Here is a 25,085-nt window from a genome sequence, read left to right on the forward strand (position 1 = left end):
AATCACGTCGTTGCCTAGCGGCCGAGTGCCCATTCTTCCCCGTCAAAAACGGGTGAGCTGGCCAGGTCCCCCAAGCCGCCGGCACCACAGTCCTCGGTGGTCATGCGAACCGTCCCAGCCCCTCCACTGAAGCGCACGATGACCAAATGGTCCGGCCACGGTTCGGTCCATGCTTTTTCCATCCGCCGCCCGGCCGCATGCTCGGTACCACGAACCAAGCGGCCTGAAACCCGATCCAGTTCGAACCAGAGATTTCGGCCTTCGCCGGCCGGAATTAGGGCCTTGTTGATGATTTCATCGGCACATGTGCGAATGTAACCGTCGCCCGCCATCAGAAGCCATCCCACAATAGAATTGATGTCCACTGGGCGTGCAAAGCATTCGACCAGCACATTGGTGCGTGGCTCTCGAAAGACACGTGACACCAACGATACGTCGTCGATGAAAGGCGGGACGAGACTTGTAAAGACCGCGAAGCCGCCGCCGAGGTGGGCATTCGGCATGACTTCATTAAGGGGACCTTGTCCCACCTTTAGCAGGCGCTGCCCCTTGTAGATGTCTCGAATGTAGTACCCAACGTGTACATCAGCACCTCGCATAATCCCCTCCCCAGCTCCAGACACATGTGTGTGAAGACCCAAGAATCCTGTTGATAACCGTTGCGGAACCGCTCAACCTTCCGGGCCCTCGCTCAAGGGACTATGACGATCCGCGTGTGCCAGCCGGCTCTCGATATACAGCTGCATCGCTGTTCTGGACCGTATAGCCGATAAAGGGACCTCCTCCCTTTGAGCCTTGGCCAACTCGATCGCATAGGCCATTTGCCCCGGCGTAGGACCGAGGAGATCGCTATCGACGATATGGGGAATCACCCGGTTGAATTCGTCCGAGATCCGCCGGCCAAAGGCCTCGCGGCAGTCCCGACGCCCCAGGCGCTGACTTTGCAGCTCCAATACCAGGACCACGGCAGGCGCAAGGTCCAACTCGAGGTTCAGTTCAAAGCCTTGTGCGACTAGGTAGACCGGCATCGATAGGGGCTCCACTGCTACATATATGTAGCCTACCTTTAAGGGCGTAGTCTTAAAAGTAGCGGAACTCTAGCCTCGCCCGCATGGTTGAGGCAGACGCACTAGTACGGCTGGGAACGGTAATCGGGGAACTGCGACGTGCCAAGGGCATCAGTCAGGAGCGCTTCGCCGATTCAATAGGCATGCACCGTGCCCAGTACGGAAAGATCGAGCGCGGACTCACGAATGTGACGCTGACGACCTTAATAAGGATAGCTGCCGGTCTGGGGACGACCCTCGCCGCGCTACTCGTGGACGCAGATCTATAGCCGGCTAGGCTCCCTCAACGCCGCGTTGGCGAAGGCATGGCGGTGTTACGCCACTCTGGGGGTTATCACTAAGCGCCGCGCCAAAGCACACCGATCCCGTTACTTGCCGACTACTTTGAGCGTCTTCGAATCCGCCTTGCGGCGGACTTCCACCAATTCGGCGAGTAGCGCGGCCTGGATCGTGAGGCTTTCGTTCAGCTGCTCGCTCAGTGACTTGACTCGCCGCTTTTGCTCAGCTGAGCAGGCCCTGGCAAGTCTCGCCGATTCGCCATTTTCGATCACCTGCAAAATGCGCTCGCGAACGAGCGGATAGGCACACGCCGGATCGCCGATCAGCGTTCGACTATGTCCCGATTCGCGGGCCACCGAGGCGATCGAGAGCCGAAGCGTCCCCCGCGCCTTGGCGGCAATCAACGCCGGGTGCGAGGGCTCGTTGATTGACAATCGGTCCAACGCATCGAGGAAATCCCGCTCAATGGAGGTTTTCATCAGCTCTTCTGCCCGCATGTCGTAGGCCGTCACGCACCGCCTTCGCCGTCTTCAATCTCAGCTTCATGACCTCGCGTGCGTTGGCCTCCAGGTCGTCGGATCGAGCCAGATATACCTCAATTGCCGTGACACGTCTTTGCCAGTAGCCCAGATGCTTGACCATGGCGGCGAAGCACGGGCAACCCAGGCACGTCAGTGGCGCGCGGAATGCCTCATTGGGCGCGACGCGAAGCCATGATTCCGTACCGGCGTTCTTATTGCACTGAGAGCGTTCGGGCATTGCTGCGATGCCACAGACTCCATACTCGAAGACAAAGAACCGAAAATCCAAGGTGGTCACGGCCAACTCGTAATCGGCCACACTGCCTTGATAGCGCTCTCCGAAGGACCGAACAAAGTCCACAAAGCGTCCGATCATCGGTTCGCCCCCCTCAAGCACCTCGTACAATAGTTGCGCGGCCTCGTAGTAGGCCGGGTCAATCTCGGAGCCCATGAAACGCGCATCGGCGCCGACATAACGGTGCTCCGTAGTCGCCATGCGCATGTGTTTGAAATGTTGAGCGATCTCGGGCATCAAGCGATCGTCAATACGCATCATGTATTGTGCGAAGGTGGTCCGCCATTTCTGGTCGCGAATACCTTTGCCAAACACGTAATCAGCCACTAAGTCGTCGGCGAGATCGTCCAGATGGCACCAGTCGCGAAAGAACTCTCGCTCCGCAATCGTCACGCCACACGCGGTGGCATGACCGATCTGTTCGCCACTGCGCGGCAGACCTCGCGCGCTCGTGAAGACGATCATCAGGCGTCTCGTGTCAGCCATGACGCGCCAAGGTAACGTCAGACGATGCAGTATTGAAAGAGCGCGCACCGCCGGTGGAAGATATTCGGTGCCCCACGGCCGGGACCCTATCAGAGTCAGCGCGGTATCGCGCTGCTTCAGATTGATGTTACTTAGATAAAAGTTCTCCATGATCCCATCGGCCGAGCGCATCGTCGTGACGCATGACGGGAGCGCGCCCGTGAAGCTGTCGTCCTCGATGCTGACCAGTTGATCCACGCGCATGGCGACCAACGCCTGTATCACCACCACGCATGCCGACTGGATGGCGATGATGGCTCTCCGGAGTATCTGGCGCTTCTCTACAGTCACGATGCGCCCGTCGTCCATTAGCCGGGTGTAGGGCCGTTTCAGATCGATCCATGGCATCGCCTCGCCAGGGAGCGTGGACGGCATATAGTGACTCAAAATATGCCCTACCTCGGCGTACACCAACTCATGGGCTACCTTGTTGTCGGGCGTGGGTGCATACAACTGGGGGCAACACAGCGCTTGAAGCTCAATGACGTCCTCCGCGGCTTGGTCCAAAAGGCGGAGGGCACCGTGGACGATACTCAGGAAAATAGCGTCGGGAATGGGCGTCTCCTTGTCGCCTCGCCGCATCTTGAGGTCTTCGTTGACGACCGCATCAACCGAACGGCCATCAAACGGTTGCTCCTCGATCACAGAGATACCATGGATGCGCAGCGCTGGCTGTTGACGGTAGATGAGCGCGGGAAAACGAAGCCTTAGGTTGCCCGAAGCCCATGTTAGTTTCCTCTGCCGATGATCTGTCCCGCCAGATCCCTCGTAGTTCTCCTTGAACCAATCGAAGTACCGCCAGCTCGCCGCGTTATCCAAACAAGAAAAGTCGTCCAGGTTCTCACTCACCATCCACGATGCACCGGTGGTGATGGTCTGGGTGAAGCTGGACAACCCACCCTCGGATATAGCCTTGGATCCCCGCGGATCTTTGATTGCCGTAGCGAGCAGCATCTTCAAGTGCCATAGAAGCCGAGCGTGCCGGGGATCGGTAAGAAACGATCCATCGTCCAAGCGGATGGACCATTTGATCGCTCCCCAGTTTCTTTTCTGTCCCGGCGCGGGTGGCGCCAGTTGCCAAATGTCATCGTGGAAAAAAGCCAGCCCGAGCGGATTCTTGGCGTAGTCAGACTGATTTTCGGAGGAGCGTGAATTGGCCATGGGGCTACTCCAGAGCAGGCAGTGGCGGCAGGGTTAGCGTGCTAGCCGCAGGCCAGATGGTGCTATGAAACGCCGGCAGCCAACCCTTTTCCAGGGCGCGCAGTTGCGCACCCCACCGCTCTTCAAACGCCTCCGGCGTCATGACCGCGCGCGCCTGCCCATAAAGACCTCGCAACTCCAAACAGCGCGCAGCGGCACGTACGTTCGTGATGTCAAGCGTGGCGTGGGGGCAGTCAGCGCAAAACCCGTAACCAAGGCACAGCTGCCCGGGCGTTTCGCTGCGAAGGGGCGAGTCATATGGATCGATGCAACCGAATGGCGGTGTAGCCCCTGACACGTCATGATCTTTGTGCACATTGCGCGCCTCGATTTTTCCCCTGGAAAGCGCCCAGCGTGTCCGTACGTTCATGCCCCTAGCAAGCATGTCCATGCCATGCGCGCGCATCGCATCCGTGCGGTAACGTGAATGAGTAGTCTCTACCGTGGCGTGATGCAGGTGTTTGGCAATCTGGTCCATATGACCATTGACGACCTCCGCAGCGATTTCGGACATCAACCGCCGGATTTCCTGCTCGCCGGTCCATTTGATGCCGGCTATTCGGCACAGTGAACCAGAATGCGTGTTGAAGAGTGTCTTAGAGAGTTCACCGTGTGCGTAGCTCCTCACGGGATCTTCTACGCGCCTGTTGCGGAATTGGTAGATGAATAGGTTGTCGGCATCCTCGGCCGACGCGGCGAGTCGAATACCGGACGTCCACTTGATGAGAAAAGGAACGATGTTATAGGGACTCATCGGATCCTTTGACTCAACGAAGCTTTCAGTAACCACCATGCCATCGGTGCTGTACGAAGCGTGCGCTCGTCGCTTTACCGATTGAAAGACGAGGTATCGCGTTCCTTCAAACTCAAGTGATCCGATTTCACTGACCTTCAAGTCGACCAGTGGCTGCTGGTTAAAACCGGTGTGAAATAGTAGGTAGAAGATAAAGGGACATAGATCCGATGCGTAAGGTCCGAATGCTCGAGCCATGTCCTTGTAGCCAAACTGTTGGATCATCGGCCACAAGGGATGATCGTTTTCCGTGAGGTCCTTACGCTGGGGGATTACCTGACCGAAGTAGGTCTTTACCAGGAGGAGGCTCTGCGCCGCCAGAGCCTCGGCCTTGCTCCATCCCAGCAAGACGAGATTGTCGACGTTGGCGCGTTCGCGACGTTCCAGAGCCCACAGCGCCTCTACCGTTTCCATCTTACTCTTTACCGCCTGGTAGCAAACCGCGTACAGGTGGCCCAGCTTCTCCCTGTCAGGTTGCTTAATTGGGTTGCGCTGTGCAGGGTCGCGATAGGCACCGGCCCATGGATTGCGTCGGATGACACTATCCTCTGGCAGCGGCTCCTTGTTTCGGATCAGACCGCCATGAATGTTGCGCAGTGCACTTAGGTAGTGAATTCGCGTTTCGATGTTAATGGCGTAGGTCTGGTCGTCGTTCTTACGACTGAGATAGTCCTCAATGAAACGGTTCAACAATCGCGTTGTCATATCCATCGTCGTAAACGATTCGGCAAGGTTTTCCTGAATCAGGAATCGAATGAATCCTGACTGCAAGGAGGCGAGCATTGCGTACACACTCCCCCACCTTAGTTTTCTATCCGTCGACAACGCGGCGAGGGCGAACTGCTCCGCGCACAGGGGCACCGTCAGCAGCTTGCTGACGTCAAGATGCATTTCTCTAGTTCCACCCTTGGGGATAAATATGAGAGTAAGCGACGTTCCATCGTCACTCCTCAACACCTTCCCATTCTTCTTCCGAGCCAGCCAGATCTTTCCGGTTTTGAATCGTCCAATCGATGCTCGACGCGTCGGCATGTCTTGTCTCCTCGACTCGGCAAAAACTTGGTTATCCGCTCTCAGGCGGATTCAAGCCATTTCTACAGGTAGAACACCATCAACTATCCTCAGTGGCGATGTCACCGAGGATGGCGAGCCTGCGTTGCAAATCCTCCGAGATGGATTTACGAAAGAGATCCTGCGTGTTCTGGTAAGTTCCAATCGTCGTCGACAGGCTACGGTGGCCAAGCAGGTTCTTTACCGGGAGGCTGGGATTAGTCTTACCTGCCTCGTCATACTTGATGCCCGTCCAAGTCGCGAATGTGTGCCTGCAATCGTGGAATCGGTACGGCTTCAAAATGATGGACCGTGCCGCAAGAGATTTGACCGTCCGGTGAAAAGCTTTGTAGATCGTGTCATCGCTCACTCGCATGCCACGTCTTACGGTTGACTTCGGACCGTTAAGAAGCAACGCACTCTGTTCCTTATAGTGGGGGCCATACAAAGCTCGCCCCTCTTCCACAGCCATCTCACGCGCTGTATTGATGTAGTTCATCAATTTTCCAACAAGCCATCCCGGGAACTCGACGTAGCGCGACATCTCGCCTTTACCGATAACATTGACGTAATAAGGCTTGAGCGGCTTATCGGCGATGTAGACGGGCTTGTGCTGGAGTACGTCGATGACGTCGAGTGACTGGATCTCACTTATCCTCATACCCGTCGCTAGCGCGATTACCGTACCAAGATAACCGGCATGCCAGAGGTCAGATGAATAACTTCCACGTCCGGCTATGGCCAGTTCATGAAGAATTACCTTCGCCTCACTATGAAGGATGACGTGGAATACCAAAGCGGCTTTCTTAGCATGCGCTCTTCGTCGACCGGGTGCTTTTTCCTCGTCGTCGATATGGGCCGACTGCACGTACCGCTCACCCGTGCTGACCTGAGTGAAGTCGATGCGTCGCCTCAAAAGCCCGTTCGTTTGTAGCCATTTGACGAAGTCGATCACCGTGCCCATACGACGAAGGCACGTGGCATACGCGTACGGTCGCCCAGTGGCAGGACTTTCTTTTTCGTGAGCCGCCGAGAATGAATTAAGGACGCTTTCGTCGATGTCTTCGATGGAACACTCGTACTCCTCAAGCGCGTCGAAGAACTGACACAAATCGGAAGCGCATGCGCGGTGAGTATTAGGGCTGTTTCGCGTCGTCGAGTGTGCCGGCGCGCGTACCCTGAGCACATAGCGCGACCACATGTAAGCTCTGGCCGCCTCGACGATGCGACCCGATTCTTCGACCAGCAGCGGAAAAGCCGAAGGCGGATGGGGCAACCGCCGACTTGCGCAGAAGGCGAGCGTCGCCGACGTCGTAACAGTCCAACGTACGTTTATGCGAGATGTCTTAACTGCATCCATAGCGAGCTCCCTCACTTAGGATGCGTTCTACTCCGATTTCCTCGTCAGTCTAGCTGTCCATTTCGGGCAGGCGATATCACCTGCCCTGTCCAGATTTACGATCTACTTTCCATATTTTTCAATAACTTGGAAATGAACAATTAAAGGATCGTGATACCATGCTCACATCCCCGATAAGGATTCATGGCCTGGTCGAAACCGATGTCCGGCGAGTCGTTCCTCGTAATTACGCTTCGGGCCAGTTCCTCGCGGACCTCGGTCACGGGCCGGTGCTCGTCGTCTTCGCGATACCAGCCGTCGTCCTCGGCCTGGTGGCGCGTGGATTCGAAACGCCCCTCTGGATTGGAGGCAGCACCGCGGCCTTTGTGGACCCGGATCATGGGGATGGGCTCGGACATTGTACAAATGTACAACATCCGGATCTCATGACGCGAGACATCCCACCGGTCGCTCAATCTTTTGAAAAACAAAAAAAACCGCCCCCGGCCCATGCGCGGCCGGGAACGGTAATTGGGGGATTTGCTTAGGTTTCTTGGTTTGATCCAGCTATTTGCGGAGTCCGATCAGAAGTCGTACTGCATGGACAGACGGACAGACCTTGGAGCCGAGTAATCCACAGCGCGCTTATAGGTCGGCTGCGGTACACCGCCGGACCTGCCTTCCACGACCGGACCGGTCTGCGAACGTTCTTCGTACACCGTCATCCGCTGGGTGTTCACGACGTTGAACACCGTAGCCGTGAATGCCAGCTTGTGATCGGCAAATGCAGGGGTCCACGTTACGCCGAGATCCAGAGAGTACGTCCAGGGCATATTGCCCTTGGCACCACGCGGAGACGGGGTCCCGTAGCAGACGTGGTATGCGGCACTGGAAGTACCGCGTGCCATGTAAGCGTGCGTCGGATCGGTGTAGATACCATTCACATCGCGGAACCAGGCACCCAGGCAGCTCTTGGGTCGCCCGGAGTTGGCCGTGGCGGTGGCACTGACCATCCATTCCGGAGACAGCTGGTAATAACCGAAGCCACGCAGCTGATGGCGACGATCATTGGGCAGGTTGCCGTTGGCATAGCGCATGAACTCGGGGTAATCCCAGTCCTGTGACGCGGCCACGTCACCCTGTGCGATGTCCGACTTTACCTGACCCTCGGTGTTGCCATAGCTATGGGACCAGGTGTAGTCGACGCGACCATACCAGTTGTTAGAAAACGGATGCTCGGCATACACGTTCAACGATGTGTACTTGCGCTTCGGATCCGGCATGCCAAGGTCTTCCTTGGACAGCTTGATGTGGCGAAGGTCAACCGGATCGCCAGGTCCGGCGATATTCACATCAAACTCCGCGCCTCTTCCCGGATTGAAGATCACGCCCTGGTAGTTGAAGTCGTTCATGCAGTTCTGGAAACTGCCGTAGTCCTTGTAGTTCGCCACCATGTAACGGCAAACCGGCCGCGGATCAGACGTATCGTCGACCTGTGATTTGAGGTCGCGATAGATCGCGCGGGCACCCACCGTGATGTCTTCGTTAAGCTGCTTGTCGAAGCCGACGATGTATTCGTCCTGGTAATGAGAACGCAGTCCCTTGATTCGTGCCGTCCTCGGATCGCGCGACTGGCCGAACTCCGAGTTTGCGGACGTTGCGGGTCCCTGCGCGACCAGGTTCAGGGGAAGATCGTTGGTGGGATCGATATCGGTGAACGAGAACTGCTGGGTCGTGAACAACGAGCCACCTGCGCCACGTACGGCAACGCCGTTGGGTAGCGCAAGGAAGTAGCGGCCTGCATTGGCATAGATCTTCAGGCTCGAATCGCCATTGACATCCCAGCTCAAGCCGAGGCGGGGTGCCCACTGGTTCTTCTTCTCGATGAATTTCTGCCCGAAGGAGTTGTAGTTTTCATACCCTTCGTTACGGACGCCGATGTAGGCGAGCCAGCGATCACTGACCTGCCAGTTATCTTCGAGGTAGTACGACTTCAGCTTCAACTGGTAGTGACCACCGTTGGCCAGGCGTGTCTGCTCTACAAGTCCCAGGGGATTCACGCCCGCAGGGTCCACGATGTAGGTATATTCGCCTCCGAACACGTCCATGTTCGCACTGGCCTGGCCCGTAGTCGTCTTCAGCGTCTGCTTGTCGATGCCTCCCTTGAGGTCATGGGAACCCAGGCGATATTCGAGATCGATGCGCCAGCCATCCGTCTTGTTCTCGCCATCGATGGCAGGCCGCTGGTTGGCCGTGGACAGATAGTTATGAACGCGATTGGCCACGGGGCTGGTGGCGTTGGCTCGCACAAAAGGAATGAGCGGCACGACGGACAAGTTCGGGTCGATAGTCCGCGACCGTCCATACAGCGCGCTTACCGTGAAGTCATCGGTGATGTAACCGGTGTACTTGGCGATGTACAGGCGATTGTTGTTCTTGGATTTGGTGTCTTGCGCTGGCTGCCTGTTCAACTTGCTGAGCGTGGCGTACGACCAGCCATAGACTTCGTTGTCGCGCCGGGTATTGTCCTGCATACCCGTGAATTCCATGATGTGATTGTCCGTGATATTCCAGTCGAACTTGGTATACCACTTGACTGCTTTGATCGTACGGTCACGGTAGCCGGATCCCGCATTGTTTGCCGAAGCGCTGGTCAGCGAGCCGTTCGGGTTGTACTGGGCAATGCCGGTAACTTCCTGTCCGTCTGTCCGCTGGAAGCTGGCGGCGCCATACATGAAGAGCTTGTCCTTGATCAGCGGGCCGCTCAGCTGAACGCTGTAGAGCACGTCCGTGTTCTTGGTCTTCTTGCGGTACTGATACAGCTTGCCATCCGAACCGAATGGCTGGGTGATACCCGTTGCCGTCGCTCCCGGCTTGATGCCCCACCCCTTGATGTCGCCAAAACCCGCATCTTCAGGATTCCCGTCGTAGCGGAGATTCTTGGGATCGGAGCGCAGCGATTCAGGCGTCCAGTCGACGCGAAAGCTTGCCTTCCATTCGTTGGTGCCGCGCTTGCCGACGATGTTCACGACACCACCGGTGGTGTGGCCGAACTGCGCGCCCGCACCACCTGTCAGCACCTGGGCCTGATCGATGGCGAAGAACGGCATTTCAAAGAATGTTTCGTTCGACTGCGGATCGGTAATGTTGTAACCATTGATCTGATAGGCGTTCTCGGAGATACCGGAACCACCCATCGCAAGGCGGGCCTTGCCATCGGTATTGAAGCGCGAATCGCCCGCTACGACACCAGGCGCCAGAAGCGCGGCTGCCCCGACGCTCGTTCCGACAGGAATCTTCTGCAGCTGTTCTGCCGTGAATACCGAGCGCGTATCGACGGACGAGACGTCGATCTGCGGAAGAGCCGATGCATTGACCGAAACGCCTTCGAGCGTCTGCGCCGCATTGCCGGAGCCGCCAAAGGAGACTTCGGTCGATCCTGAGATCGTGACGATCACGTTGTCACGGGTGGACAGTGTTTTCCCACCGTCCATGAGGGTTACGCGATAGGTACCCACTTGTAGCTGCGAGGCACGATACCGGCCGCCGTCTTCCAGTTTCAGTTCACGCTTGAAGCCCGTGCCCGGATTCTCGATGACAACGGTAGAGCCTGGCGATGCGTTGGCGATGGTACCGAAGATGGCACTCGTGCTGGACTGCGCACCAGCCTGGCCCGCAGCACCTGCAAGGCAGAAACCAAGAGCCAGACTCAGAGCCGAGCGACGCCATACGCGTCCCCGGAAGGATTCGTTCGAAAACATTCGGTTGTACTCCCCAGATAGAACAGAACGTTCAAAAGCGAAGCCACCCAACCCTTGCGTTCCCCAACCGGGTGGCTTCGAAAAGAAGAGCGTGTTCCCTCACACGCTCTTGACAGGTTTATAACGGGGAAAAGTTCCGTTAGCAACAATTTGCGAATCAGCTCACATTACGGTGTGCGTGCCGTATCCACTTGATCTATAAAAAGATCCACGTGAACATGGCTATAAAATCGATGCGAAACACGGGGTTAATTCGCAATATCACAGGGCATGAAATCGAAGGATCATGCCGTACTTGCCGAATACGCTTATTCGTTTTCGAAAGAATGCGTGGTATCCGGGGCGTCGTAGCTCACGCTCCTGAGCCCTTCCAGGTCGCGAAGCGAGTCTGCCAGTGACGCCAGTTGCTCCCTTCCGACAGGCCGGGCAAACAGGATCGTGACCACGTCATCGCCCGATGCGTCGCGCCGCAAAACGGTTTTCGCGAAAGGGAGATGGTGTTCGGCCAGCGCGGTTTCGCAGGCGGCCAGTGCCGTCGTGCCACTCAATCTGACGGTCATTCGTGGGCGCCGGTTTTTCTTTCCGACGAGCCGTCGTTCAAGCGGTTTGAGCAGGGCGAGAATCACCCAGATCACCACGGTGGCAATGATGGCTCCGGTATAGAGCCCACCGCCTGCAGCCAGGCCGACAGAAGCCACGGCCCAAAGGCTGGCGGCCGTGGTAAGGCCACGCACGATCTGGTCGCGTTCCACGAAAAGAATGGTGCCGGCGCCCAGGAAGCCGATGCCACTGATGACCTGTGCGGCGATACGCGACGGGTCCAGCACCACGTGCTGTTCGTTCAGTACATCGTTAAAGCCGAAGGCCGATACGATGATGGCCAATGCCGCACCCACGCCGACGAGCATGTGGGTGCGCAGGCCGGCGGTCCATTCAAGCCTGCCGCGGTTGGCGCCGATGATGCCGCTCAGGATCGCGGCAGTGACCAGGCGGGAGAAGATATCGAGCGGATGGATCATCCGTGCGAGCTTAAGCCGGCCCTGGTATAGGGCGTGTGACCTCGTGCATGCGGACATTTAAGTGTTTAAACGTTATTGCTGCCGTTTGTTGCACGGCAGCAATGCATGCGTTGCAGCAGCGCCTCGCGCGCGATCAGGACTGGTGGGGAACCCGGTCGCGCGCGAGGCGCGCTCCTACAGGGGGTGGTCTTTGGTTTCGCGTACGAAGAACAGGCCGATCACGAAGGTCATGAGGGCCACCGCCACGGGATACCAGAGGCCGTAGTAGATATCGCCCTTCCAGGCCACCAGCATGAAACCGATAGTGGGAACGAAGCCGCCGAACCAGCCGTTGCCGATGTGATACGGCAGGCTCATCGAGGTGTAGCGGATGCGCGTGGGGAACATCTCCACCAGCCATGCGGCGATCGGGCCGTAGACCATGGTGACGTAGATCACCAGCAAGGCCAGCAGCACGATCAGCATGGGGTAATTCGCCTGGTCCGGGTCGGCCTTTGCAGGATAACCGGCGGTTTTCAGCTGTGCGTCGATCTTTGTCGTGAAGTCCTTGTTCTGTGCGGTGAACGTTGCCTTGTCGAGTGCACTTCCCTCGAACGAGGCGATCACCTCATCACCGATCTTCACGCTGGCCAGCGTGCCTGCCGAGGCTGCGATATTCGAATAGGGAATGCCTTTCTTTGCCAGCACGCTCTTGGCAACGTCGCAGGAACTGGTGAAGGTTTTCTTGCCCACCGGATCGAACTGGAAGCTGCATGCTTGTGGATCGGCCGTCACGCTCACTGGCGCCGAGGCCGCGGCGGCTTCCGCAGCCGGATTGCCGAAGTGGGTGAGTCCCTTGAAGATCGGGAACATGGTGAGCGCCGCGATCAGGCAGCCGGAGAGCACGACGGTCTTGCGGCCGATGCGGTCGGACAGCCAGCCGAAGAACACGAAGAACGGCGTGCCGATGAACAGCGCAGCGGCAACGAGCAGGTTGGCGGTGGTGGCGTCGATCTTCAGGCTCTGGGTAAGAAAGTAGAGCGAGTAGAACTGTCCCGTGTACCAGACCACGGCCTGACCGGCCGTGGCACCCAGCAGGGCGAGGATCACCAGCTTCAGGTTCTTCCACTGGCCGAAGGCTTCGGTGAGCGGTGCCTTCGACTGCTTGCCTTCTGCCTTCATCTGCTGGAACACGGGCGATTCGTGCAGCTGCATGCGGATATATACCGACACGCCCACGAGGATCGACGAGACCAGGAACGGAATGCGCCAGCCCCAGGCTTCGAAGGTCTCGCCGCCCAGGCCCAGACGCGTACCCAGGATCACCAGCAGCGACAGGAACAGGCCGAAAGTGGCCGTGATCTGGATGAAACTGGTGTACAGGCCACGCTTGCCCTGCGGCGCGTGCTCGGCCACATAGGTGGCGGCACCACCGTATTCACCGCCCAGCGCCAGCCCTTGCAACAAGCGCAGCAGGATGAGCAACACCGGTGCCGCCATGCCCATCGTGGAATAGCCGGGCAGCACGCCCACCAGGAAGGTAGACGTGCCCATGATGATGATGGTCACCAGGAAGGTGTACTTGCGCCCGATCAGGTCGCCGACGCGACCAAACACGATGGCACCGAACGGACGCACGGCGAAGCCCGCCGCGAAGGCGAGGAGGGCGAAGATGAACTGGCTCGTCTCGTTGAGGCCGGTGAAGAACTGCTTGCCAATGATCGCGGCGAGCGAGCCGTAGAGATAGAAGTCGTACCACTCAAACACGGTGCCCAGGCTGGAGGCGAAGACCACGCGCCTGTGGCTCGTGCCGATGCTGCCGTCGGCACGCAGGCCGGATGCTGTCGTTGCCATGCGTTATCTCCCTCAGAACCGGTAATTGCCGTTGAGCGTGAACTCGTTGGCGGAGGTCTTCTGCCGGCCGAGGCCGTTGGTAGTGGTGGAATCCAGGTTGGAGTGGATCCACTCCACGCTGAAGTCATAGGCACCGGCGGTGTATTGCAGGCTGAGCGCCTGCTGGCGGTTTTTCAGCAGGCCGGCCGTATTCGGTGCGCGCCAGCGCAGCACGTCGTCCCGGTCGGGCTTGCTGGCCGAGATGAAGCCGTAGAGGGTCCAGTTCGGCGTGAACTTGTAGCCGGCCTGGACATAGCCGCCCTTGTCCTTGATGTCGCCGAACTGCGACAGGCCGCCGAAGATCTGGCCGATGGCGTTGCCCGTGTACACCGCACTGCGGAAGATGAAGTCGCCGGGCATCCACATGCCCCCGATTTCCACGGCGGAACTGGTGATGTCGCTCTTGATCGGCGTAGCGGTCCCGCTATCCACGCCGTGCAGGTCCAGCTTCGACCAGTGCGCGGCCGCGAAGGCCTGCCACTTGTCGCCCTTGGCGGTCAGGCGTGCCTCCACCTGTGGCTTGAAGCCTGCGTTGCCGGCCGTGAGGTAGTTGGTGGTGAGACCCGGGCCATTCCAGCTGCCCTCGAAGGCGGCCAGGTCGAAGCGCCACTTCACGCCGTCGGAGTGATGGTTGAGCTCCTGCATCCAGATGATGCCGGGGTAGCGCCAGCCGATCACGCCCGTGCCATAGCCCAGCGGAAAGGCGATGTGCGAGAGCGACTGTGGGATGTATTCCAGGGGGAACATCAGGTCCCACATCTGGCCGATGCGGAACGTGGTGCCGCTCTCGACATTGGTGAGGTCCATATAGGCACCGCGCAGGCGGGCAATCGGCTGCTGCTGGCTGTAGGCACCGGTGCCGTTATAGCCACCGAAGAAATCCATCTCCAGGCGGCCGCCGCCGGTCCAGTGTTCATTGAATTTCGCGCCGCTGAAATCGAGCCAGAAGCGGGTATTGCGGACATCGACGCCACTGAGCGAATCATTCACCCGGCCGCCCTGGCCGGGGATCGGATACTCGGCATTGGCACCGTTGCCGAAGGTGTAGCCCTTGCTCTGCGAGAAGGCGCTGGCGTTGATGAAGCCGTGCAAGGCCACCGACAGGCCAGGCGTGGTGCTCAGCACGGGCTTGGCGGGCACCGAGGCCACGGTCTTCTCGACCTTGGTCACCTTTTCGTCGGTTTGCTGTGCCTGGGTCTGTGCAGCCTGGGCCGTGGCTGCGGCCTGGTTCGTGGCGGCTTTCTGCTCCTGGATCATGGCCTTCAGCTCGGCCAGCTGCTGTTCGAGCTGGTTTACCCGGGCTTCCAGTTCGGCTTCGTGACTGGCGGCTTTCTTCGCGGTGGACTGGGCGTGAGCTCGTCCGGGCAGGGCTGCCAGCGGCAGCATCAGGGCGCAGGCGATACTTAAGGCGACCGCGTTGCGGCCTCCATTACGGATCGGTTTCATCATGGTCTCCCCAACCATTGGCGGCCCGAGCATGTGGCAGGCCCGTGCAAGCCTTCCATTGGCCAAAGGTCGAAACTCGACCAAAGTCGAACGGGGGGTGCGCTCTTACGTCGCACGGCAAGGGTAAACTCGACGATCCAAGCCCCACGCAACCGTTCGGCACGGCCGAAACCCCGTCACGCAGGAGCCCGCATGTCCGAGAAGTACCCGGTCGACCCCGCTTTCGCCGAGAAGGCGCGTGTCCGCAAGGACGACTACGAGCGCATGTACGCCGAGTCGGTCCAGAACCCCGACGGTTTCTGGAAGACCATGAGCGAGCGGATCGACTGGATCGTGCCGCCGACGAAGATCAAGAACGTCTCCTACGACCCGGCCAACCTGCATATCCGCTGGTACGAGGACGGCCAGCTCAACGTGGCCGCCAATTGCCTCGATCGCCACCTGGAGACGCGCGGCGACAAGACCGCCATCATCTTCGAAGGCGACGATCCCGATGAGACCCGCCGCCTCACCTATCGCGAGCTGCACGGCGAGGTATGCAAGTTCGCCAACACGCTGAAGAACCTCGGCGTGGTCAAGGGCGACCGCGTGGTGATCTATCTGCCCATGGTGCCCGAGGCGGCCGTGGCGATGCTGGCCTGCGCGCGCATCGGCGCCATCCATTCGGTGGTGTTCGGCGGTTTCTCGCCCGATTCGCTGGCCAGTCGCATCGCCGACTCGAAGGCCAAGCTCATCATCACGGCCGACGAAGGCTGCCGCGGCGGCAAGAAGATCCCGCTGAAGGCCAATGTCGACGAATCGCTTACCCGACCGAACACCAACAGCGTGGAAACGGTGATCGTCGTACGCCGCACGGGTGGCGCTATCCAGATGCAGTCGCCACGCGACCGCTGGTACCACACGCTGATGGAAGGGCAGTCCGCCGACTGCCCGGCCGAACCGATGAACGCGGAAGACCCGCTGTTCACGCTGTACACCTCCGGCTCCACGGGACTACCCAAGGGCGTGCTGCACACCAGTGGCGGCTACCTCGTGTACACCAGCCTCACGCATGAACTCACCTTCGACCTGCGCGAGGACGACGTTTACTGGTGTACGGCCGATGTGGGCTGGATCACCGGCCACAGCTACGTGGTGTATGGTCCGCTGGCCAACGGCGCCACCGTGGTGATGTTCGACGGCGTGCCGAACTATCCGGATTTCAGCCGCTTCTGGCAGGTGGTGGACAAGCACCAGGTGACGCTGTTCTACACCGCGCCCACCGCCATCCGCGCGCTGATGCGCGAAGGCGACGCGCCGGTGAAGAAGACCTCGCGCAAGAGCCTTCGCATCCTCGGCACGGTAGGCGAGCCGATCAATCCGGAAGCCTGGAGCTGGTACCACCGCGTGGTGGGCGACGAGCGCTGCCCCATCGTGGATACCTGGTGGCAGACGGAAACGGGCGGCTTCCTCATCACGCCGCTGCCCGGCGCCACGGAACTGAAGCCGGGTTCGGCCACGCTGCCGTTCTTCGGCATCAAGCCGGCCATCGTCGATGCCGACGGCAAGCCGCAGGATGGCGAGTGCAGCGGCAACCTGGTCATCACCGATTCCTGGCCGGGCCAGATGCGCACGGTCTACGGCGACCACCAGCGCTTCATCGATACCTATTTCAAGACCTATCCGGGCAACTACTTCACCGGTGACGGTGCGCGCCGCGATGCCGATGGTTACTACTGGATCACCGGCCGCGTCGATGACGTGATCAACGTCTCCGGCCACCGCATCGGCACGGCCGAAGTGGAAAGCGCACTCGTGGCCCATCCCAAGGTGGCCGAGGCTGCCGTGGTCGGTTGCCCGCACGACATCAAGGGCCAGGGCATCTATGCCTATGTCACCCTCAATGCCGGCGAGTCGGGCAGCGATGAGCTCAAGAAGGAGCTGATTGCCGGCGTACGCAAGGAGATCGGCCCCATCGCGGCGCCGGATCACCTGCAATGGGCGCCGGGCCTGCCGAAGACCCGCTCGGGCAAGATCATGCGCCGCATCCTGCGCAAGATCGCGGAAAACCAGCCGGACCAGCTGGGCGACATCTCGACGCTTGCCGATCCCGGCGTGGTGCGCAGCCTCGTCGAGGAACGGCTCGTGAAGTAATGGGGCCACCCGTGCAGGTTCTCATCGCCGACGACCACCCGCTGTTCCGTGACGCGCTCCAGCGTGCGGTGGTCGCGGCCGTGCCGGATGCGACCGTGCATGCGGCGGACAGCGTGCCCGCGCTGTTCGCCCTCATCGAATCGCTGCCGGAGGCCGATCTGCTGCTGATGGATCTGCATATGCCCGGCGCGCGAGGCTTTTCTGCGCTGGCGCATATCCGTGGCCAGTATCCCGGGCTGCCGACCATCGTGGTATCCGGACATGAGGAAGCGCAGATCGCACGACGTGCGATCGCGCATGGTGCCTCGGCTTATATTCCGAAGTCGGCGGCCGTGGACACCATCGTGGAGGCCGTACGCAGCGTGCTCGACGGCGACGTCTGGCTGCCGCCGCAGCTGGTGATCGGGCAGGCGGAACTGAAGCCCGACGAAGCGGACATGGCTGCACGTGTCGCGTCGCTCACGCCACAGCAGTTCCGCGTGCTGAACATGATTGCCGAAGGTCTGCTCAACAAGCAGATTGCCTACGACCTGGGCGTATCGGAAGCCACGGTCAAGGCCCACATGACCGCGATCATGCGCAAGCTTGGCGTCTCCAATCGCACCCAGGTCGCCCTGGCCGCCAGCCACCTCGACGTAGAAAAAACACCCCTGCCGGAGTTTCTGGACTCCCTGTAGGAGCGCGCCTTGCGCGCGACCGGTACGAGGCGAACCATGCACGGCCCTGTACCGGTCGCGCGCAAGGCGCGCTCCTACATGGTGCGTTTGGCCAGCGCGACCAGCAGCGCGCGTAATGCCGCCGGCTTCACTGGCTTGTGCAGCAACGGATAACCCAGCTCTCTCGCGCGCTGTTTCAGTTCCGTGCTGCCATCGGCCGTGATCATCGCTGCCGGCGGCAATGTGCCCACCCGGGAGGCGAGATGCGCCAGCGCATCCAGGCCGTTGCTTCCCTCGGCAAGGTGATAGTCGGCCAGGATAAGGTCCACGCGTGTCTGCCGCAGGATGGCCTCGGCCTGTTCGACATCGATGGCCGTGCGGCAATCCACGCCCCAGCGCCCCAGCAACGCCTGCATGCCTTCGAGAATGGTCTCGTCGTTGTCGAGGCACAGCACCGTCAACGGCAGCTGCTCGCCGCCCGGTCGTGCCACGGATGCCTTGCGTTTGCGTGCCACGGCGTTTGCCCGGGGCACGGTGATGGCAAAGCAGCTGCCGTGACCCGGGCGCGAGCGTAGATCCAGCGGGTGTCCCAGGATGCCGGCGAGGCGATCGCAGATGGAGAGCCCCAGCCCCAGGCCTTTCTCGCCCCAGGGCGACGGACGCTCCAGGCGCTGGAATTCCCCGAAGATGCGTGCGCGCTGTTCTTCAGCGATGCCCGGGCCGCTGTCCCAGACTTCCACCCGCACGTCGTCGCCTACACGGCGCACACCCACCACGACACCGCCGACGCGGGTATAACGCAAAGCGTTGGACACAAAGTTGGCGACGATACGGCGCAGCAATTGCGGATCGGAGCGAACCGCCATCGCCGTTGGCACGACGCGCAAGGATAGTCCCCGCTGTTCCGCCACCAGGGCGAACTGCTGCTTCAGCGAATCGAACATATCCGCCAGCGCGAACGGCGCCACTTCCGGACGATAGCTACCCGCATCCAGCCTCGATACATCCAGCAATGCATCCAGCAGGTCTTCGGCTGCGCGGAACGAAGCATCGATGCGCTCGGCCAGCTGCGTGGCTTCGCCATCCAGGTTCGGATGATGTCGAAGCGCCGACGTGAACAGGCGCGCGGCATTCAGTGGTTGCAACAGGTCATGGCTCGCCGCCGCGAGAAAGCGCGTCTTGGACGCGTTGGCCGATTCCGCTTCGCGCCGCGCAATGGCCGTGGCATTGAGCGCTTCGCTCAGTTCTGCCGTGCGATCGTCGACGCGTTGTTCCAGCGTCTCGTTGGCATCGATAAGCGCCTGTTCCACGGCCTTATAGGCCGTGACGTCGGTAAAGGTGGTGACGAAGCCGCCACCGGGCAGCGCGCGACCGCGCATCTCGATCACCGTGCCATCCGGCCGCACACGCTGGAACACATGCAGGGAGCCGGCACGCATATAACGGATGCGCTTGGCGACGTGCTCGTCGACTTCACCGGGGCCGCACTCTCCGTGCTCTGCATTCCAGCGGATGAGGTCGGCTACCGGCAGACCGACATAGACCATGCCGTCGGGATAATCGAACAGCTCGAGATAGCGCCGGTTCCAGGCGACCAGGCGCATCTCGCCATCCACCACGCTGATGCCCTGTGACACGTTCTCAAGCGTGGTGGACAGCAGCTCGCGATTGAAGCGCAGCTCCTGGGATGCTTCGTCCATGAGGGCCATCGCTTCGGCGATGTCGAGCCCCGTACCGGAGAGTGCGCCCATCAGGATGCGCCGCGCACTGGCCGCGCCCACGGCGCTGGCCAGCAGGCGTTCGGTGAACTGGATCAGCGAACGATCCGCGGCATCGCCGGGGGCCAGCGTGGCGCCGTGGCGCTGCCCATAGTCGCTGAAGGCACGTGCCGTCGCGCGCTCGCCGACGATGCGGCCGGCGATCGTGCCCAAGTCACGCACCGTCACGCGCCCCCGCCAGTCGCCGGCACCGCTGGCGCCACGTACGAAGGGGTCCACGAACAGTGCGGCATGCAGACGTTCCGCCACGCTCGGACGGAAGCGCAGGGAGATAAAGACCAGGCATGCCACATTGGTCAGCAACGACCAGAACGTGCCGTGGGTGACTGGTTCCCAACCACTCAGATGGAACAGTTCGGTCGGTTTCAGCCAGCCGATGCCGAAGGGGCCGTCGTCCAGCCAGGGTGAGGCTATCCAGCCCGTACGGGTCATGGCGGGAAGCAGCAGCGTATAGGCCCACATGGCGAAGCCCGCCAGCAGCCCGATATAGACACCGACCCGGCTGGCGCCGCGCCAGTACAGCGCGGAAACGATGGCGGGTGCGAACTGGGCGACGGCGGCGAAGGACAGCAGCCCGGTGGCGGCGAGGTTCTCCGCTCCGGCAATGATGCGGTAGTACACATAGGCCATCGCCGCGAGGCCGACGATGGCAATGCGGCGAACGGCCAGCACCACGCCGGACAGGTCACCGCGCCGTTCCAGGCCCAGCCGCTCGATACGCAGCAACATCGGCATGACGAGATCGTTGCTGATCATCGTCGCCAGCGCCACGGCCGCCACGATCACCATGCCTGTGGCGGCGGAGAAGCCGCCGACGAAGGCGAGAAGGGCGATGCCCTTGTTGCCCAGCGCAATTGGCAAGTTCAGCACCCAGGCATCCACATGGCCCTGCGTGACCAGCGGCAGTCGCAGCCCCGCACTCACGATGGGCAGCACGCCCAGTGAAATCACCACCATGTACAGGGGAAACATCCACCGCGCACGACGCAGGTCGCGCGGGTCCGCACACTCCACGACGCCGATCTGGAACTGGCGCGGCAGGCAGAACATGGCGCAGAACGCCAGTAGCGCCTGCGCGAGGAAGCCGGCGGGCAGGCTGTTTTTTTCCAGTTGCAGCACGGGGGCGCGCAAGGTTTCCGTGAGACCCGGGCCGTGCATCCATGCGTACACGCCGATGGCGACGAAGGCCAGCAGCTTCACCAGCGATTCCAGCGCCACGGCCAGCATCATGCCGTGATGGTGTTCGGTGGCGTCGATGCTGCGGGTACCGAACAGGATCGCAAACACGGCAAGCAGTGCGGCGCACCACAGCGCGGTGTCGCCCGTCGAATCACCTGCGCCTAGCACGTTGAAGGACATCGTCACTGCTTTGAACTGCAAGGCGATGTAGGGAATGATCGCAATGACGGCAATGATGGCCACCAGCGCTGCCAGCCCATGCGACTTTCCGAAGCGCGCGGCGATGAAGTCGGCGATGGAGGTGATGTTGCGTTCGCGCGCTACCAGCACCAGCCGCTCGAACAGGCCGAAACCGAGCACGAAGAGCAGCAAGGGGCCGAGATAGATGGGCAGATAGGAGAGGCCAGAGCGTGCCGCGGTACCGACGGCGCCGTAGAAGGTCCACGACGAGCAATAGACGGCCAAGGCCAGGCTGTACACGATGGGCCGCAGGCGCGGCTGGCGCGGATAGAGCGGACGGCGGTCGCCCACGTAGGCAACCGCGAAAAGCATGCCGACATAGAGCAGCGATACCAGCAGCAGCAGCCAGCCTGCGATCACTTCGATCCTTTCCCCGTGGAGCCCCTCGCCATTCTAGGGCTTCGATCCCGATGATGGGCGCCTCGACAGATCTTCTGCGCTAGCATCCCGGCATGCATCCCGATGTTCCTTCCCTCGCGTCCGATGAAATCCACGTCTGGCGCATGCCATGGTCCGGCACCACCGAGCCACCGTTCCTGTCATTGCTTACGGCCTATGCCGGCGACGGGGCGCCCGCGGTCGTCCGGGGCGAGCACGGCAAGCCTCTCTGGCCCGCCCCGTGGAGCCAATGGGGATTCAGCTGGTCGCACAGCCGGGATACGGCGTTGTTCGCGATAGGCCGGGGTACCGAAGGATTCGAGCTGGGCATCGATGTCGAGCGTATGCGCCCGCGGCCACGTGCACTGGAGCTGGCGCGTCGGTTCTTCGCTGCCGATGAGACGGCCTACCTGGAACAACTCCCAGCAGATGCGCTACTGGCTGCTTTCCTGGACCTGTGGACGGCCAAGGAGGCCGTATTGAAAGCACAAGGGGGTGGCCTCTCCTATGGATTGCACCGCGTCGCCTTCCGCATCGATGGCGGCGGCCTTCGTCCGGAGGCCTTCGACGGCGAGGTGGCACCTGCCGCTGCCTGGCAGGTCCGGCCGCTGGCGCTTGGCGAGGGCCTGGTGGCTGCATTGGCCTGGCGCGGTCCTGAACGCCGGATTCGCGTCTTCACATATCCGCTTTGAACCTTTTCGCCGTGAGATGTGTCTGATCTTGCGTGTGTGTGGAGCCGTGAGTGCGCCACATGGATGTTGCGCGTTATGCTGGGAAGACAGTCATTACGCACGTCGCGTTGGCGACGTGCGTTTTTTTTGTTCAGGACCGTCGATGACCCTTCTCAGTGTCAACCTCAACAAGATCGCCGTCCTTCGCAATTCGCGTGGCGGCAGCGAACCGGATATCGCTACTGCTGCGAATACCTGCATCGATGCAGGCTGCGGGGGGCTTACCGTGCATCCACGCCCGGACATGCGCCATGTCACGCCGGCGGATGTGCGCACGCTGGCCGGCTTGTTGCGCGGGCGTGTTGAATACAACATCGAGGGCAATCCTTTCGCTGCTGCGCGCGGCGCTTATCCGGGTCTTGTCGAACTGTGCCGCGAGGTGAAGCCGACGCAGGTCACGCTGGTGCCCGATGGCGACGGACAGATCACGTCCGATCATGGTTTCGACCTGACGAAGGACATCGAGATCCTGAAGCCCGTGGTCGCCACGTTTCGTGAGATCGGTTGCCGCGTGAGTGTGTTCGTCGATGCGGGAGCCGAGGGTTTCGAAGAGGCCGTGAAAATCGGCATCCAGCGCGTCGAGCTGTATACCGGGCCTTATGCCAAGGCATTCGCCGATGGCGATGCGCGCAAGGAAATCGCTTCCTTCGCCAATACGGCGCAGCGTGCACAACAGGCGGGTCTGGCTGTGAATGCCGGGCATGATCTCAGCCAGGACAACCTCGGCACGTTCAAGTCGGCCATTCCCGGGCTGGCTGAAGTGTCGATCGGGCATGCGTTGATCAGCGAGGCGCTGTATCAGGGGCTGACGCCTACCGTGAAGTCGTATTTGCGGATTTTGTCCTGAGGTTTTGTGCGGTGTGGCGTGTCGCCTGATCGGTCGCGCGCAAGGCGCGCTCCTACACAAGCCGCCCTGCGCGCGACCATCCCCAAGCGATACACACATCCTCTTGTAGGAGCGCGCCTCGCGCGCGACCGTCCCCAGGCGGTACACGCATCCTCTTGTAGGAGCGCGCCCCGCGCGCGACCGTCCCCAGGCGGTACACGCATCCTCTTGTAGGAGCGCGCCTCGCGCGCGACCGTCCCGAAGCGATACGCGCATTCTTCCCGCGAACATAAAAAAACCCCGCCCAGAAGGCGGGGTTTTTAGGTCTTACGGACGAGCGACCGATCAGTTCGAGTTAACGAAGCCGATCTTGGTCAGGCCCTGGCCCTTGGCGTCGGAAAGCACGCGTGCCACGACCTCGTACTGGACCGCGTCATCGGCGTCGATCTGCAGTTCGGGCTGGTTGGACTGCTGGGCAATCACCGCGATCTGAGCTTTGAGGCCCAGCTCGTCGACCGGCGTATCGTTCCAGTAGAGCGAACCATCCTGGCGAATCTGCAAATGGACGGGATCCGGCGGATTCTCGGGGTTGACGATGTTCGGGTTCGGCTGCGGCAGATCGATCTTGATCTTATGCGACAGCATCGGCGCCGTGATCATGAAGATGATCAGCAGAACCAGCATCACGTCGACGAGCGGCGTGACGTTGATATCGGCCATCGGGCCACCGGAGTTGCCTGAGCTGAATGCCATGTTCGCTTACTCCTTGCCAGTCGACATGAAGCCGACGTGGACCATGCCGGCGTCCTTGGCGTCGCCAAGGATCTTCTTCACCACCTTGTATTCGGTGGTGCGGTCGGCACGGATCTGGAGTTCCGGCTGCGGCGACTTCGCCGCCGCAACCGCAAACTGGGCCTTCAGCTCTGCCTCGGTGACTTCACCGTCATTGAGGAAGTACGTGCCGTCCGGCTTGACCGCGAGATCCATCGGCTCCACCGGGGTGTCATCCTTAACGTTCGGATTAGCCTTCGGCAGATCGATCTGGACCTTATGGGACATCAGTGGTGCCGTGATCATGAAGATGATCAGCAGAACCAGCATCACGTCGACGAGCGGCGTGACGTTGATTTCTGACATCGGCCCACCGGAGTTGCCCCCGCTGCTCATAGCCATGGGTCAATTCCTCTAGCTAATTACTTCGTGCCTTCGACACGGGCGCCCGTGGCGAAGAAGTCGTGCAGGTCGTGCGCGAATTCGTCGAACTGGGCGTAGGTCAGGCGGTTCGAGCGCATGAAGAAGTTATACGCAAGCACGGCCGGGATAGCGGTGAACAGACCGAACGCGGTCATGATCAGCGCCTCACCGACGGGGCCGGCGACCTTGTCCATGGAAGCCGAACCGGACGCGGCGATACCGATCAGCGCGTGGTAGATGCCCCACACGGTACCGAGAAGACCGATGAACGGAGCCGACGAACCGACCGTGGCGAGCAGGGTCAGGCCGCCTTCAAGACGCAGGCTCTCGCGAGCCACGGCCTGGCGCAGGGCGCGATCGATGAATTCCGAGCGCGACAGGGTTTCGGCGAGGCGACCGCCAGCAGCCTGCTGGTGGTGAGCGACGGCCGAAGCGGCGTCGAGCGCGATCTTCGAGAACGGTTCGCCCTTCGGCTGCTCTTCGAGCACGCGGATGGCTTCCTGGGTGGACGAGGTGCTCCAGAAGCCCTGGATGACCTTGTCGGCGCGAGCGCGCACCAGGCTGTTACGGATGAAGTTGGCGACGATGAAGTACCACGAGAGTACCGACATCACGACCAGCACCACGAACACAATCCAGCCCAGGGGGTCGAAGTTGTGGATGAGGTGGTCGAAGCCCATCTGCTTGAGGGCGTCGGCATTGGAGTTCTGACCTGGATTTGCAGGCTGTGCGGAGGTGTCTTGCAACATAACGCTACCCTTGGGAAGTCAAGCGTGAACTTAAAAGATGTAAGTAAGTGTGAG

19 protein-coding genes and 1 pseudogene are annotated in these 25,085 nt (G+C 60.7%); 5 read left to right on the forward strand and 15 right to left on the reverse strand.

Features of this window, described 5'->3' with window-relative positions; genetic code table 11:
- Positions 1–14: 14 nt before the first annotated feature.
- Both KR767_RS06660 and KR767_RS06665 read right to left on the reverse strand, forming a co-directional pair.
- Positions 15–503 carry a hypothetical protein gene (locus KR767_RS06660; protein ID WP_250878556.1) on the reverse strand — a complete coding sequence of 163 codons (489 nt, stop codon included), beginning with the start codon at positions 501–503 and terminating at the stop codon, positions 15–17.
- Positions 504–671: 168 nt separating this feature from the next.
- Positions 672–1,028 carry a hypothetical protein gene (locus tag KR767_RS06665; protein WP_250878557.1) on the reverse strand — a complete coding sequence of 119 codons (357 nt, stop codon included), beginning with the start codon at positions 1,026–1,028 and terminating at the stop codon, positions 672–674.
- Between the two features lie 83 nt (positions 1,029–1,111).
- On the opposite strand from KR767_RS06665, the gene KR767_RS06670 reads away from it, so the two are divergent.
- Positions 1,112–1,336, forward strand: a complete 225-nt coding sequence (locus tag KR767_RS06670) for a helix-turn-helix domain-containing protein (RefSeq protein ID WP_250878558.1) — start codon at positions 1,112–1,114, stop codon at positions 1,334–1,336.
- A gap of 99 nt (positions 1,337–1,435) precedes the next feature.
- Here the strand turns inward: KR767_RS06670 and KR767_RS06675 are convergent, their stop codons facing one another.
- The 9 genes and pseudogenes from KR767_RS06675 to KR767_RS06715 form a co-directional block, all read right to left on the reverse strand.
- Entirely contained in the window at positions 1,436–1,825 is a 390-nt protein-coding gene (locus KR767_RS06675; RefSeq protein ID WP_250878559.1) for a hypothetical protein, read from the reverse strand.
- Positions 1,809–3,848 carry a hypothetical protein gene (locus tag KR767_RS06680; protein WP_250878560.1) on the reverse strand — a complete coding sequence of 680 codons (2,040 nt, stop codon included), beginning with the start codon at positions 3,846–3,848 and terminating at the stop codon, positions 1,809–1,811. The genes KR767_RS06675 and KR767_RS06680 overlap by 17 nt, the downstream gene beginning before the upstream one ends.
- A gap of 4 nt (positions 3,849–3,852) precedes the next feature.
- Positions 3,853–5,571 (reverse strand): hypothetical protein, encoded by a 1,719-nt coding sequence (locus KR767_RS06685; RefSeq protein WP_250878561.1) that lies wholly within the window; start codon positions 5,569–5,571, stop codon positions 3,853–3,855.
- Between the two features lie 220 nt (positions 5,572–5,791).
- Positions 5,792–7,090, reverse strand: coding sequence for a tyrosine-type recombinase/integrase (locus KR767_RS06690; RefSeq protein WP_250878562.1), 1,299 nt, complete (start codon positions 7,088–7,090; stop codon positions 5,792–5,794).
- A 155-nt stretch (positions 7,091–7,245) separates the two neighbouring features.
- A pseudogene (locus KR767_RS06695) lies at positions 7,246–7,470 on the reverse strand (PA0069 family radical SAM protein); the annotation flags it as partial.
- 183 nt (positions 7,471–7,653) lie between these two features.
- Positions 7,654–10,830, reverse strand: coding sequence for a TonB-dependent receptor (locus tag KR767_RS06700; RefSeq protein ID WP_250878563.1), 3,177 nt, complete (start codon positions 10,828–10,830; stop codon positions 7,654–7,656).
- A gap of 308 nt (positions 10,831–11,138) precedes the next feature.
- Positions 11,139–11,849 (reverse strand): MgtC/SapB family protein, encoded by a 711-nt coding sequence (locus KR767_RS06705; RefSeq protein WP_250878564.1) that lies wholly within the window; start codon positions 11,847–11,849, stop codon positions 11,139–11,141.
- Between the two features lie 174 nt (positions 11,850–12,023).
- Positions 12,024–13,682 carry an MFS transporter gene (locus KR767_RS06710; protein ID WP_250878565.1) on the reverse strand — a complete coding sequence of 553 codons (1,659 nt, stop codon included), beginning with the start codon at positions 13,680–13,682 and terminating at the stop codon, positions 12,024–12,026.
- Positions 13,683–13,694: 12 nt separating this feature from the next.
- Positions 13,695–15,170 (reverse strand): hypothetical protein, encoded by a 1,476-nt coding sequence (locus KR767_RS06715; RefSeq protein WP_345779895.1) that lies wholly within the window; start codon positions 15,168–15,170, stop codon positions 13,695–13,697.
- Between the two features lie 189 nt (positions 15,171–15,359).
- Here KR767_RS06715 and acs point away from each other — a divergent pair, with 189 nt between their 5' ends.
- Complete coding sequence (acs, locus tag KR767_RS06720) at positions 15,360–17,300, forward strand: acetate--CoA ligase (RefSeq protein ID WP_250878566.1); 1,941 nt, start codon at positions 15,360–15,362, stop codon at positions 17,298–17,300.
- Between the two features lie 11 nt (positions 17,301–17,311).
- Positions 17,312–17,977 (forward strand): response regulator transcription factor, encoded by a 666-nt coding sequence (locus KR767_RS06725; RefSeq protein ID WP_250878567.1) that lies wholly within the window; start codon positions 17,312–17,314, stop codon positions 17,975–17,977.
- Positions 17,978–18,051: 74 nt separating this feature from the next.
- Here KR767_RS06725 and KR767_RS06730 read toward each other — a convergent pair whose 3' ends face one another.
- Positions 18,052–21,513, reverse strand: a complete 3,462-nt coding sequence (locus KR767_RS06730) for a PAS domain-containing hybrid sensor histidine kinase/response regulator (protein WP_250878568.1) — start codon at positions 21,511–21,513, stop codon at positions 18,052–18,054.
- A gap of 92 nt (positions 21,514–21,605) precedes the next feature.
- Here KR767_RS06730 and KR767_RS06735 point away from each other — a divergent pair, with 92 nt between their 5' ends.
- The gene (locus tag KR767_RS06735; protein ID WP_250878569.1) at positions 21,606–22,223 is read left to right on the forward strand and encodes a 4'-phosphopantetheinyl transferase family protein; all 618 of its coding nucleotides are present in this window, start codon (positions 21,606–21,608) and stop codon (positions 22,221–22,223) included.
- Positions 22,224–22,365: 142 nt separating this feature from the next.
- Positions 22,366–23,109 (forward strand): pyridoxine 5'-phosphate synthase, encoded by a 744-nt coding sequence (locus tag KR767_RS06740; protein WP_250878570.1) that lies wholly within the window; start codon positions 22,366–22,368, stop codon positions 23,107–23,109.
- Between the two features lie 324 nt (positions 23,110–23,433).
- On the opposite strand, the gene KR767_RS06745 is transcribed toward KR767_RS06740, so the two are convergent.
- Genes KR767_RS06745 through KR767_RS06755 form a run of 3 tightly spaced genes read right to left on the reverse strand, consistent with a single transcriptional unit; the run spans position 23,434 to position 25,031 of the window.
- Positions 23,434–23,841 (reverse strand): ExbD/TolR family protein, encoded by a 408-nt coding sequence (locus KR767_RS06745; protein WP_166945646.1) that lies wholly within the window; start codon positions 23,839–23,841, stop codon positions 23,434–23,436.
- Between the two features lie 6 nt (positions 23,842–23,847).
- Positions 23,848–24,261: an ExbD/TolR family protein gene (locus KR767_RS06750; protein WP_166945648.1), complete on the reverse strand. Its 414-nt coding sequence runs from the start codon at positions 24,259–24,261 to the stop codon at positions 23,848–23,850.
- A 20-nt stretch (positions 24,262–24,281) separates the two neighbouring features.
- Positions 24,282–25,031 (reverse strand): MotA/TolQ/ExbB proton channel family protein, encoded by a 750-nt coding sequence (locus tag KR767_RS06755; RefSeq protein ID WP_166945650.1) that lies wholly within the window; start codon positions 25,029–25,031, stop codon positions 24,282–24,284.
- Positions 25,032–25,085 lie beyond the last annotated feature (54 nt).

Origin of the sequence: Luteibacter anthropi (assembly GCF_023699965.1) — a bacterium.
Taxonomy (GTDB): domain Bacteria; phylum Pseudomonadota; class Gammaproteobacteria; order Xanthomonadales; family Rhodanobacteraceae; genus Luteibacter; species Luteibacter anthropi.